We start from the raw sequence: 13076 nt of genomic DNA, 5'->3' as shown, positions 1-13076 counted from the left end.
TGTACATTCGTTAACAATTGGCGTTGGCAACGAGGCATTACTGAACACTAATTAAACAATGTAACAAAATGGACAAAACAATCAACTCCACCAATCTCCTTAAAAAAGACAGCATAAGGTATCAAAGCGTACGTTTGTGCCAACGAATGTGTAGCTAAGGTCTTTCCCCCGACGAGCTCGAAGGCAGGTGGGCCTATGGCCCATATCCTTCTCTATCTTGATGCAGGTGTCGGCAGACACCGACATTTTTCTTACTCTTTAAACAAGTTTACAAATGAAGACAGAGCGTATACGCTGGTATGTCCTATTATTGGTATGTACTTTTATAATCGGCCGGAAGTCTACACAAGCGCAGCAGCAAACTGTTGTGCAAGAGGCACACGGTGCAGGAATTTTTAATATCGATCTACAGGGTAATTATTACTTTCCTAAAGATGTGGAATTTGCAGGAAATATTCCATCTCCTGCAAAATTCCTCGGCCGGGATATCGGAAAGTTTCACACACGCTATGAGCAGATTGTGCAATACTTCAAAGAACTGGAAAGAAAATCTGACCGTGCGACGTTGGATACCATCGGTTACTCTTGGGAAGGACGGCCATTAATCGTCTTGAAGATAAGTGCAAATAAGAATATCCAAGCACTGGAACAGATAAGCAAAGAACATGACGAGCAAATTGACCGTGCGAAGGGTGGCCGGATCGATATCCGATCGGACAACCCGGCCTTTGTGTTTTTAGGCTTTAGTGTTCATGGCAACGAGTCTTCTCCGGCAGAAGCGGCCTTGCTTACAGCCTATTATCTGACCGCAGGACAGGGAAGTGCCATAGAGGGATATCTGGAAAATGCCGTATACTTTATTGATCCTGTGCGTAACCCCGATGGATATGAGCGCTATGTAACTTGGGTGAATGCCAATTCGGTTTTTCCGCCTATCGGCGATCCATTGGATAGGGAACACAATGAAGCATGGCCGGGCGGACGTACAAACCATTATTGGTTCGACCTCAACAGGGACTGGATCAATCAGGTACATCCCGAAAGCAAGGCGCGGGTAAGCTATTTCCAAAAATGGCTGCCACAGATACAGGGCGATTTTCACGAAATGAATGCAGCTTCTTCGTTCTTTTTTGAGCCGACTAAACCCGGTGCGCAGGAGTCGATCTGGGTGCCGAAATCGACTTATGAACTGAATAATGTGTTTGCGCAGTATTATGCAGCAGCGCTGGATACAATAGGCTCGCTCTATTACACCAAAGAACAATATGACAATATCAACCCTACTTATGGGTCAAGCTATCCCGATCATGCCGGTAGCTTGGGTATCTTATTTGAACAGGCAAGCCCGCGCGGCTTATTGCAGCACACGGCTTCGGGCGAGCTGACCTATCCCTTTGCCATCCGTAACCACTTGCGCATAGCTTTGGCAACAATCCGTGCAGCAGTAGAAAACCGGAAAGAACTTCAACAAAACCAGTTGCAATTCTTTAAATCTGCGCTGGATCTGGCCGCTAAGGATCCTATAAAAGGTTATTTAGTCGACGCTAAATACAATAAGCGTGCTATTGAACATTTCGTTGAATTGCTTCGTCGTCATCAGATCGAATTCCATGTCAACCAAGAGGATCGCCTAATAGGGGGGCAACGCTTTGAAAAGGAACAGTCGTTGTGGATACCTACAGCGCAAGCTAACTACAGGCTGGTCAAGGTTATCTTCGACGAAGAAAAGAACTATATCGACAGCGTGTTCTATGATGGGTCGGGAAACTCATTGGCCTACCTGTATGGGTTTGCCTATGCGGGCCTAAGACAAAGCATAGCGACCGGTTCTGCAGACGATATAGAAACGCTGTGGAAGGTAAATGTTAACTGGGCGGAAACGAATTTCGGTTACATTGTGGATTGGCGTCAGGATGCAGCCCCTTGGTTGCTCGCGCAGTTGCTTCAACACAATGTTCTTGTAAAAGCCGCGGGGAGTCCTTTTGAAGTGTCAGTGGATAAAAAGTCTGTATCTTTCGACTACGGAAGCCTGTTGATCCCGATTGCAGGACAAGGTCGTACAGCTGATAGCCTTAAAGCTCTTTTACAGCAACTCGGCACAAAAGGCAAAATTATTATAGTTCCTATACAGACGGGGTTTAGCCTCTCGGGTATAGATCTTGGAAGTAATGGATTTAAGATCGTGAAACCGCAGAACGCCTTGCTGCTAACAGGACAGGGCGTACGGGCATACGAAGCAGGCGAGGTGTGGTATAGCTTTGAACGTCAATTGGAGCATCCTTTGGTGCGCGTGAATACCGAACAATTCGGGCAGGTAAATCTGGATCGTTTTCAGGTATTGATTTTGGTGGGGGGTGAATATGCTTCTCTCAACCAAAATCAGCTGGATAAAATCCGCACTTGGACACGAGCTGGGGGAACGCTTATTGTCTTTGGGCGTACCGGGCAGTGGCTGGCGGAGAAAGAATTGGCTTCCTTTAAATTCATAACAGATAAGATACCTACTGAGGAGACCAAAGGAAAGCAGCGTTATACTTATGCTTCAGCCGTTAACCGCCAAGGAGCAGAACATATCGGAGGAACATTTTTCAAGACGGAAGTCGATGTTACGCATCCGGTTGGCTATGGTTATACACGCCCCGAAAAGGCAGTGTTCCGAAACCATGCGCTTTTTGTCGAACAGGGAGAACAGCCTTATCACAATGTGGCCATTTATAGTAAATCCCCACTACTCAATGGTTATGTATCGGCAAAGAATCTGCAACGTTTAGAGGGTACAGCAAGCATATTGGTAGAAACCAATGGTGCTGGACGAACCATATACTTTGTCGAAGACCCGGTGTTCCGTGGTGTATCCTTTGGTAACGCCCGAAGCTTTCTCAATGCGGTATTCTTCGGACAGATAATTCAGCGACAAGCTAGAAGGTAACAAGTGTAAAATATAGAATAGTTTAATCTTAATAGAAAAATAGACATGAACAGAAAATTAATAGCATTGGCTATATGCGCAGTCGGTATCTGTGCACAGGCATGGGCACAGGAAGTGGCTCCTCTTCAGGTATCTGGAAGGATAAAAGGAGCAGATAGTAAGAAAGTGTATTTGGAACAATACGACAATAAGGTGTTTAAGACGGTGGATTCGACTATCGTAAATAACGGCACTTTTGCGTTTTCAACGAAAGTACTGTTACCGGAACTTTACGGTATCCGATTGCAGGATCAGGAATATCCGTTACAGGTCTTTTTGGAAAATAATCCAATCGAGATCTCCATTGATAACGAAGGAGAGCGTACACGCCATCAGGTAAAGGGGTCGGCGTCGCAGGTGCGTTTTGAGGGTTTGCGCAATCGCCAAGGGCTGACGGCTAAAGCACTTATTGAGGAAGACCCGGCATCCATCGTGTCGGCTTATGCGCTATTCCGCAATTACTCGTATAGCTTATCGCCGCAGGAAATCAAAGAACATTTGGCATTGCTATCGCCCGATTTGAATAACTCACAGTACGTACGCATCTTAAATGACCTCGTGGAAAAACAATCGGCCGTATTGCCGGGGAATAAAGCAATCGACTTTGTATCTACCGATCCGCAAGGAAACAAAGTACGCTTCTCGGACCATTTGGGAAAAGGATACGTATTGTTGGATTTCTGGGCTGCATGGTGTGGGCCTTGCAGAAGGGAAAACCCGAATATCGTAACGGCCTATCACACTTATAAAGACAAGGGATTCTCCGTGTTCGCAGTTTCACTGGATAAAGATAAGGCAAGTTGGGAGAAAGCTATCGCAGATGACAAATTGGAGTGGACGCAGGTATCAGATCTGGCTTTCTGGAACACAGAAGCAGCGGCTCTATATGGTGTACGTTTCATCCCAAGCAATTTGTTGATAGACCCGGATGGGATTATCGTTGCCCGCAATATCAAAGGAGAAGAGTTGCAGGAAGCATTAAAAGCAATCTACGAAAAGTAGGAACAGGCAAGCAAGTAATCAATTGGCGTTGGCACTTGTTATTTTTTTACTATTAAATTATTGAAATTATGGAAAACTTTGGAATACGGAAGTGTTCTATCTACCTATTGCTGTTGGTTTGCTGGGTAGGGATCTCCCAAGCACAGGATAAACCTCAGCCTATTGTAAATGCGTCCCTCGTTGGTCAAATTATCGATGCACATACGAAAGAACCGATTGAAGGTGTTACGGTACAGCTCGAAGCTGTAACCCATAATGTAAAAACCGATCGCGATGGCAATTTTCAGTTCGTAACGGGACAGAAATTGCCGTTTACCCTCCACCTATCGCACGTGGGTTATGAAAGTAAAGTGCTGGTTGCGGAGCATAGTCCCATAACTATTGAACTGATACCATTGGACGAACTACTGGAAGAAGTCGTTGTGACAGGAGTATCGCAGGGTGTAAGCCGCAAGAAGCTATCATTTGCGTTGACAAAAGTGGATAGCGAGCTGATCAATACTGTGCCGGCTTTAGATGCTTCTACAACATTACGTGGTAAGGTTGCGGGGCTGCGTATCGACCAATCGGGTGGAAATGCAGGGGCATCGGTCTATTTGCGTGGTGCAAAATCGGTAAGCGGCAATGTGGAACCGTTGATTGTAGTGGATGGTTTCGTCACGGGACTGCGGCTTGCCGACCTCAATCCGAATGATATTGAATCGATTGAGGTCGTGAAGGGTGCTGCGGCTTCGGCACTGTATGGAACGCGTGGTGAAGGCGGGATTATACAGGTCTTGACCAAAAGCGGCCGTTCGAAAAGCAGGCTAAGTATTAACGTAGATAACGAGGTGGGCTTTTCGGATATTCTACTGTTGCCACCAACAACCGATAAACACCATTTTAAAGTGAATGCCGACGGTTCTTTCTTCTTAGTGGATGGCGCGCGCGTAATTGACTATCAGGAAAACGGATATTCCGTAAACCTGCATCCGTATAAAGACCATTATGACAATACGGCAAACTTGTTGGGAAGGACAACCTATTTTACAAACGCAGCTTCTGTAGCCTCGAATGGGGATAAATATAACCTCTATCTCTCGGCCCAAAACCAGTATAAAGGAGGCGTATCGCCTGCGGTGGCCGCCGATAAAAGACAAAATCTTTTGCTGAATGTAGGCTACAGACCTTCTACCAAAATCAGTGCGGACCTAACCGCACAGTATGGCTACTTTGACACACCTTCAAGAGCGGTATCCTCCCGCTCGGAAGGTCTACTGTATTCTACCTTATTGGTGGAACCTCACATCAACCTGAGTGAGCGGGATGCTGAAGGAAGGTATGTGTACCTGCCAAAAGGAACGGAGCTTTCTGGTCAGCAGTGGACAAATCCCTTTTATAGGCTCACCAATCAAGAATACAATTATATTACCGAAAACTTGCTGTTGGGTGGTAAACTGAAATACAACATCAATCAATATTTTAGTGCTGAAGGCGCTGTATCGCTGCAAACGAGGCATTATAATACAGAAGTATATCATCCCATCGGATACCAAACGATTACACCGGATGTGGAGCTAAATAACGGGAACTATGAGTTGACTACCTTGCGTGAAAGTACTCGTAATGGACAGCTTCAGCTAAATTATAATAGAACAAGCGGCCGCTTGGATTGGGGAGTGACGGCTAAGTATGTGTATGAATCGGCTTTCGGAACCGGTTTTGGTGGTTCCGGCCGTAACTTAACTGCTCCGGTGAAAAGCTTGCTGGTGACCGAACCGAACACACGTGAATTATCATCTTCTTGGGAGAAAACAGTTAATCACGGTTACTTCTTGAACGCAAAGTTCGGGTGGGATGACAAGTTTTTTATCGATGCATTGGGACGCCTTGACCAAAGTTCCCGCTTTGGGAAAGATGTCGGAACCGCCTTCTTCCCACGCGTATCGGCTGCATATCGGCTCACTGAAGATGTGCCTTTGTATCCATTGACGGAATTGAAGTTTCGTGTGGCGTATGGAAAAGCAGGCAGTCTACCTCCCTTTGGTGCTAAAGACAGTAGGGTAACAATCTCTAATGCGGGAGGAGTATCGTATACCCAAAACGATAACACCGATCTGAAAAGGGCCATTACCGAAGAAACAGAAATCGGATTTGATGCTATCCTGTGGAATAGATTGAACGTACAGTTTAATTATGCCTTTTCTAACAGTACAAACGACTTTATTTCTGTACCGGCTTTTGCCCCTATTTCGGGTTCTGCCAATATCTATGATAACCTTGGCGCGGTCAAATCGAATTCCTTGGAGCTCGAGGTGAATGGTAAAGTATTGGAAAAAACAAAATTTGCTTGGACTGTGGGGCTAACGTTCAGCAAGGTAAGAAGTAAGATAACTTCGCTGGGTGACGTGCCTGAATTTACACAAAATGGTTATAGAAAAGCAGTGGGAGCGAGTACGACTGCGATTTACGGCTATAGCATACATTCGGATTTAGCACAATTGGAAACTAATAACGATGGTTTTGTAGTCAATGCAGGTGATGGAACAAAACGTATCGATGATTATATGGTAAATGAATTTGGGGTGGTTGTGGAGAAAGCTGCTTATGGAACAGCTAAAGAAGCTCCGGTTTTTTATGTCAACCCGGCAACAGGTAATGCGAAGATTATAGGTGAAGCCAACCCAAATTTCAATATCGGCTTTAGCAACAGTTTTTCTTATGGTCCATTATCGCTCTATGCAGTGATAGACTGGCAACAAGGTGGAGAGAAATTCAATGAGACAGCGCAGTACTTAACTTATGTGTACCGTTCCCGCTTTTCGGAATTAAGTTCAGCAGCAGGAAAGCCTCTGAACTTTACTACACAGGTATTTAATGCTTCCCAAGTGACGGATTATTGGATCGAAAGTACAACCCACGTAGCTTTGAGAGAACTATCACTATCTTATAAAATTCCGACACAGCGATTGGGGTTGTCCAAGCTGTTGCAGAATGCAAGTTTCTCCTTGGTGGGTCGTAACTTACTTATATGGACGAATTATCAAGGCGTCAATGTGGATGGACTCGGGCAGGATGGATTTAACTATCCTTCTTACCGTATTGTTTCAGGAAAATTAACCTTTAACTTTTAATGATTAGATAATGAAAAAGATATTTTACTTAGTAGGATTGGCTTTGACACTGAGCGCTTGTGAATCGATAGACTTTGATGATCCTTCGACCTTGACCAACGAAGAAGCTATCCAAAAAATAAAAAGTTTGGGCTATGTATTGACCACCAGCAGTGTGCAGACAGCGTTCAAAACCACCACGAGCAATGCAGGAGGCTCGCATTTCAGTATTTGGGCCGACCAATCTACCAACACCAACGGAAGTCAGTCCTGGTGGGATTTTGCCAACGAACCGAGATTAAGATTGAACAATAACGCAGCTTATAGGGGCAATGCTGCGGTACGGGAAATCTACTCTAATTTTTACCAATCGAACCTTGATGCGACTAAAGTAATCGATCTGATTGAAAACCAACAGGTAACTATCTTTGATGACGCGGGGGCTGATCGCACGGCTGATTGCTTAGTGGGAGCATACTATGCAAAAGGCGTTTCGCAGGGTTACCTCGGCGTTATCTTTGACCGTGGGATAATTGTGGATGATGTCGCCCTCACCACCCGGGAATTTCCAAATTCATATAAGGAATTAATTGAAAATGGGGTTGCCCACTTGGACAGAACCTTACAGTTGATAGAATCAACCCCTAATCTCAAGTTTGATTTCCTGACAGGGGTGAATATAAATAGGGAAGACTTGAAATTGTTAGTCAATTCTATGGCTGCGCGAATCCTGTCATCAGTAGCACGGGACAAAGCAGAGGCGGAGGCTTTGGGCGATGTTTATTGGAACAGGGTGTTAAGCTATGCAAATCAAGGTTTTAGGAAAGATTTTACGATCACGACTACAGTGGGAGGTTATTATAATGCTTTGGTTGATGTCTTGGAACGTCCGTATGGTGGGGCATCCTATGTGCCTGTGGATATCAAGATTCCTTATCTGGCTGATAAAAACCGTAATACACCTAACTATTACCCGGTAAACAATAACATCATACTGCCACCGATTGAGAGTGATGATCAACGTTTTTATCAATATTTTACCTATACCACCAATTTCGGGATATTGTTGGAGGCCCGTGGGCGGGGATTATTTAGCAATTATATTCGCTCACGTTGGATGCATCCCAGACTGTCTACGCTTAACGTGGCAGGGGCAGTGAATCCGTACTTCCTTGTTGAAGAAATACGCCTGTTGCGTGCGGAAGCTAAATTCTGGTTGAAGGATTACGCGGGTGCGGCGGCGGAACTCAATGCGGGTGATGCGGCACGCAAAGCAAAAGGACACCTCGCCGATATCAATACAAACGATCAGACGCTTAGAGATGCATTGCATTATGAATATGCGATAGAAATAGATGGTGCAGGAGGAACGTTTGTGCCATTTACCTTTATGCGTAGACATGATCTTTTGCAGGGCGGTACACCGACACAGTTTCCTATTCCACAGATTCAGTTGGAGCTGGTCGGATTGGAAACCTACACCTTCGGTGGAAAAGACTATTTTGGCGAAAAAGGTATCTATGGCGAACGTGCGACTGCTGCAGACAACGGTTGGAAACCATCGTTATGATAAATGATATTCGTCCCTGTATATATTAAAGATGTAATAGCTTGGAATTCTAAACTAAAAGTGGAGTCTTTTAATGCTGCTAATTTCTGTTTTAATCGGTAGAACATTTCCGTTTCATTTAGCGTCTTATATCCAATTGCAGAATGTATATTTATAACGTGGAAAAATCCTTAAACGTAGCTGAACACCTCTTGCTGGAATTGTCTGACCTGTCCAAACACTGGAGGAGGCTTATTTGTGATGTACGAAAATAAACCTACAGCGGCAAAATGCCTTGTGCTGGAAGCTCAATTCGAACTCGCTATGTTTGATTTCTCAGAAAATGATTTCGATACGGAGGCTGTTGCCGACTATATCGTGGCCAAGTAAAAAAATCATGTTGCATCGCCGAGTAGTCTCCCTCATTTGTTTCAAACAACCGTAGCAGACTCCCGCGTATGCAACTGCTCTACAGCGAGCTTCTAATCTTGCCAAAGGCAGGTGCAGAAGCTCGTTTTTAAATGCTTTTGTCTGCATAATGGCAGGCAATATTGCAAATGCCTGCAAATTTATTTAAGTTTAGCACTGAAACAAGAGCAAAAGGATGATTGCAAAGTATGCTATAATTGTTATGATGTTGCTTTTCAGTAGCATAAGGGGGCTGTCGCAAGGGCTTGATACCACAATCGTGGTAGATACTGCCGATAAGATATCGGTACAGGCTCAAGGCCTGTTCCATATACGCGAGCAACAGCGACAGGACTCCCTGCAACGGCATGCGCTGGAAGAGCAGCTGCTTTCAGTCAAAATGAGTGAGCACAAGGAGAAGCAAAAGCTACTGGACGAGATTAATGTCCTGCGGAGCCGTGACTCAATCCTGTATGCCAAGCGCAAGCGAACAGTAGACTCGCTACGTTCGCTCAATAGTGGCGCGTCAGTGGCACCATTCCGCGATACACTGTTTAGGATATATACCCATGTGGGTAGTTATAGCCCCAAAGAAAGGGCCGTGGTCATCGAAAACCGTATCCGATCGCTCGCCGAAAACTACAAATTTGAGCCTGACTCGCTGATCTTGGATCAGCACGAGAATAACTGGATTGTGTTCTGGAACGATCAAATGATCGCTAGCGCTGACGAGAACGAAGCGATGTGGGCTGACCTGACCACTGAACAGCTCGGCCACCACTACCTGCAAAAGATCAAAGAAGACATCCAAAACTATCGAGAGGAAACAAGCCTCAAAAGGCTGGCCTCGGGCGTAGCCTTTGCCTCCCTCATCATCCTGATCGTTACGCTCATCATCATCGGTATCGGAAGGATAATCAGATGGATAAAGCGTAAACTGCTCGCCGCGCGAAGCCAGTTTTTTAAAGGCTTCAAGGTAAGAGGATACGAACTGGTGTCGCCCAATCAGCAGGTCAATATTTTTTGGACTGTCTTGCAAGTGGTGCAGTGGATACTGATCTTCACTTCCGTATATCTGGCTCTGCCCGTGTTGCTCAATCTGTTTCCCAGTACTGAAGGCTATGCGCCAATTTTGCTAGGCTATTTTACAAAGCCATTGAAAGAGGTGGTACAGGCCATTGTAGCCTACTTGCCCAATCTAATCACCATTATGGTGATCTGCTTTATCTTTCGGTATCTGCTTAAAGCCTTACGGTTTTTCGCCAACGAACTAAATGAGGGGGTGCTGAGCTTACCTGGTTTCTACCGCGAGTGGGCCATGCCGACCTACCACATCTTACGGGTGCTCCTATTTGCCTTTTTGCTTATTGTAATATTTCCTTATCTGCCTGGATCCGAGTCGCCTATTTTCAAGGGCGTGTCGGTATTTATAGGGGTGCTCTTCACGTTCGGATCGGCTGGTGCGCTAGGCAATATCGTGGCAGGCTTGGTTCTGACCTATATGCGGCCGTTCTCCGTGGGCGATCGTATCAAGATAGGTGAAGTAACGGGCGATATAATCGAAAAGACCTTACTCGTGACACGGATCCGTACGACGAAAAACGAAGTGATCTCTATACCCAATTCGCAGGTCATGAACAGTCACACGATAAACTATAGCATGGATGTAGAAGAGAACCCGCTCATTATCTATACAAATATTACGATGGCCTATGAGATACCATGGCAACGCGTACATGAATTGGCGAAAGAGGCCTGTAACAGGGTGGAGCTGCTCGAGAAGCAACCAGAGCCGTTTATCCTTCAGACCAGTCTCGACGACTTCTACGTAACCTACCAGGTAAATGCCTACACCCGCAATCCTCACAGGCAAGCGCTGATTTATTCAGAACTGCACAAAAATATACTCGATGTATTTCACCAGGCGGGTATAGAGCTTTTGTCGCCACATTTTCGAGCGGTGCGCGATGGGTCTGGACTGGATATGCCTAAGGCCTCCAGAAACGAAGATATATGATCTGGGCTAGGCCAATAGCTGTTCAATGGAACAGCTAAAAGGCCCAAAATGTTTTTTTTTTACGATATCAAGAGCGTAATCAGTATGTACAACAGTGGGATGTATATGATCGATCCTAGTTCCTTGTTTGTCTCCCTATGGCCACGGCTAAAACGGATTGATTGGCAAGATTAACCAAACTACGATTAAGTTCCATGATTGGATATGTATTTAACATTCTGTTAATATTATACCCCTAAATTTGGTAAGTATTTAAATCTCATGGATCAGGCACAGCTAAATAACTGGTGGATAAAAGTGAAAACACAAAGCGATCGTAAATCTTTCGACCGACTCTATCTGGCGACCTGGTATAATCTATATAACCAAGCATGGCGCAGGGTAGAGGATGAGGATGTCTCTAAAGACATGGTACAGGATGTTTTCATAAAGCTTTGGGAGGGGCGCGAGTCGATAAACATAAAGGGATCCGTAGCTTCTTATCTAAATGTCGTATTGAAAAATCGGGTAATGGATTATTTTCAATCTGAAAATGTATTGAAGGATGCGCTGTTACGAGCCTCACAGATTATGGATGCTGTGGTCGAGCGATCAGAATCTGGCCTTTCATATGAGGACACGGAAACCATTCTTAAGGAAGAGCTCGCCAAGATGCCCAAAAACATGCGTGAAACCCTGTTGCTGCGATTGGATGATCACAGCATACCCATGATAGCAAAGTCCTTGAATATCGCTGACCAAACCGTAAACAATTTGCTGAGTGAAGCCAGACGAAGACTAAAAGAAAATCTCCCACGTCGGTTCGAAAATCATAATTCCCTATATGTGATTTTGTTTCTTCTTGAACTTCATAAAACATTAACACATAGTTAACTTTTTCTTAAAGTAGTTTCATGGCTTTTTTCCGTCATAAGGTAAAAGAGCATAAGTGGATACAAAGGAGTTTCAGAAATTGTTGCATAAGTACCGAACCGGACAGGCTACGGACGAAGAGATTGCAAGTATAGACGAGTGGTATCTGGAGTTTGGAGATAAAATTCCAGAGGGGGATAAGTCCCAAAAGAAAATATTAAGAAACACTATTCATCAGCAGATTCTTCAGGCTATCGATCACTCCGGGCCAGATGTGGCAGCGCATAGAATACTAACAACCAATCGATGGTTCCGAAATTATGCCGTTGTAGGAAAAATTGCTGCTGCACTCATAGGCGTATTATTTGTCTTTTATCTGCGGTTGCATCAATCACAACCTTTCCATGGGAACAACAATCCGAAAATCGAGGTTGAGGAGATGACGGTAACAGCTGAGCTAGGGCAGGTCAAAAAGCTGACATTAGCCGATAGTACAGTGTTGTGGTTGAATGGCGGTACACAGGTACGGTTTCCAAAAAACTTTCATCATGCTGCTGAAAGGAAGATAGTGCTGGAATACGGAGAGGTTCATTTCGATGTGAAACGCGACACGCTAAAGCCTTTTTTGGTTGTGGCGCCTTTTACCATGACCAAGGTGCTGGGTACCAGTTTTACGGTCAAAGCGTATAAGGAGCTGCCCTATGAACAGGTCTCGGTGGCTTCCGGGAAAGTAGAGGTCTCGCGAAACGAAGGTCAGCAGGTAGAAATATTGCAGATTGGGGATTTTGCGAAGATAAATAAGGACAGTAATGAAATGCTGCTCGGCACAACAAACCCTGAACAAAATAATGCTTGGAAGGACGGGCTGACTTATCTTGAACAAGCATCGTTCGAGGAGTTGTCACTCGTTGTAAAGAATATTTACGGTGTCGTATTGCTGGCTGGAAATAAGATGATTGAACAACAGCGTTATACACTGATGATTGATAGAAATGTGCCTTTAGCGGATGTGGTTGAAGCTGTAAGTGCTGTCAATAATAATAGGATTAAAAAGGAAGGAGGGCAGGTGATTATATTCTAAACAAATAGACGATGCCTCATAGGGCTCAGTAATCAATCATAAAGAACCGGTAGGCACTTGCGATGCGCTACCGGCTGGAAGTTGATAACTGGGAGACGTTGGAAGCG

General features: G+C 44.9%; 9 protein-coding genes. 8 read left to right on the top strand and 1 reads right to left on the bottom strand.

Going from position 1 to position 13076, the window contains the following annotated elements:
- The first annotated feature begins 274 nt into the window (after positions 1-274).
- From BM375_RS02210 to BM375_RS17550, 5 genes are all read left to right on the top strand, one after another.
- Entirely contained in the window at positions 275-2929 is a 2655-nt protein-coding gene (locus BM375_RS02210; RefSeq protein ID WP_093363510.1) for a M14 family metallopeptidase, read from the top strand.
- A 45-nt stretch (positions 2930-2974) separates the two neighbouring features.
- A complete protein-coding gene (locus tag BM375_RS02205; RefSeq protein ID WP_093363509.1) occupies positions 2975-3970 on the top strand; it encodes a TlpA disulfide reductase family protein in 996 nt (331 codons plus the stop codon).
- A gap of 68 nt (positions 3971-4038) precedes the next feature.
- Complete coding sequence (locus BM375_RS02200; protein WP_093363508.1) at positions 4039-7083, top strand: SusC/RagA family TonB-linked outer membrane protein; 3045 nt, start codon at positions 4039-4041, stop codon at positions 7081-7083.
- A gap of 10 nt (positions 7084-7093) precedes the next feature.
- Positions 7094-8632 (top strand): hypothetical protein, encoded by a 1539-nt coding sequence (locus BM375_RS02195; RefSeq protein ID WP_093363507.1) that lies wholly within the window; start codon positions 7094-7096, stop codon positions 8630-8632.
- Between the two features lie 237 nt (positions 8633-8869).
- Positions 8870-9001: a hypothetical protein gene (locus BM375_RS17550; RefSeq protein ID WP_262987249.1), complete on the top strand. Its 132-nt coding sequence runs from the start codon at positions 8870-8872 to the stop codon at positions 8999-9001.
- Between the two features lie 544 nt (positions 9002-9545).
- On the opposite strand, the gene BM375_RS17110 is transcribed toward BM375_RS17550, so the two are convergent.
- Positions 9546-10058, bottom strand: a complete 513-nt coding sequence (locus BM375_RS17110) for a hypothetical protein (protein WP_170852564.1) — start codon at positions 10056-10058, stop codon at positions 9546-9548.
- A gap of 3 nt (positions 10059-10061) precedes the next feature.
- On the opposite strand from BM375_RS17110, the gene BM375_RS17105 reads away from it, so the two are divergent.
- The 3 genes from BM375_RS17105 (at position 10062) to BM375_RS02180 (ending at position 12969) form a co-directional block, all read left to right on the top strand.
- Positions 10062-11036: a mechanosensitive ion channel family protein gene (locus BM375_RS17105; protein ID WP_212611606.1), complete on the top strand. Its 975-nt coding sequence runs from the start codon at positions 10062-10064 to the stop codon at positions 11034-11036.
- A 261-nt stretch (positions 11037-11297) separates the two neighbouring features.
- A complete protein-coding gene (locus tag BM375_RS02185; RefSeq protein ID WP_093363505.1) occupies positions 11298-11909 on the top strand; it encodes an RNA polymerase sigma factor in 612 nt (203 codons plus the stop codon).
- A 55-nt stretch (positions 11910-11964) separates the two neighbouring features.
- Positions 11965-12969 (top strand): FecR family protein, encoded by a 1005-nt coding sequence (locus BM375_RS02180; protein ID WP_093363504.1) that lies wholly within the window; start codon positions 11965-11967, stop codon positions 12967-12969.
- The last annotated feature ends 107 nt before the right edge of the window (positions 12970-13076 follow it).

It is taken from the genome of Sphingobacterium wenxiniae, from assembly GCF_900116225.1.
Classification (GTDB): Bacteria; Bacteroidota; Bacteroidia; order Sphingobacteriales; family Sphingobacteriaceae; genus Sphingobacterium; species Sphingobacterium wenxiniae.
The sequence above is the reverse complement of the archived record's forward strand: the minus strand, read 5'-3'. Positions and strand labels throughout refer to the sequence as shown.

Excerpts from the sequence above, each read along its gene's own strand:
- BM375_RS02195 (WP_093363507.1), top strand. The coding sequence starts at position 7,094 with ATGAAAAAGATATTTTACTTAGTAGGATTGGCTTTGACACTGAGCGCT.
- BM375_RS02205 (WP_093363509.1), top strand. The coding sequence starts at position 2,975 with ATGAACAGAAAATTAATAGCATTGGCTATATGCGCAGTCGGTATCTGT.
- BM375_RS02200 (WP_093363508.1), top strand. The coding sequence starts at position 4,039 with ATGGAAAACTTTGGAATACGGAAGTGTTCTATCTACCTATTGCTGTTG.
- BM375_RS02185 (WP_093363505.1), top strand. The coding sequence starts at position 11,298 with ATGGATCAGGCACAGCTAAATAACTGGTGGATAAAAGTGAAAACACAA.
- BM375_RS02210 (WP_093363510.1), top strand. The coding sequence starts at position 275 with ATGAAGACAGAGCGTATACGCTGGTATGTCCTATTATTGGTATGTACT.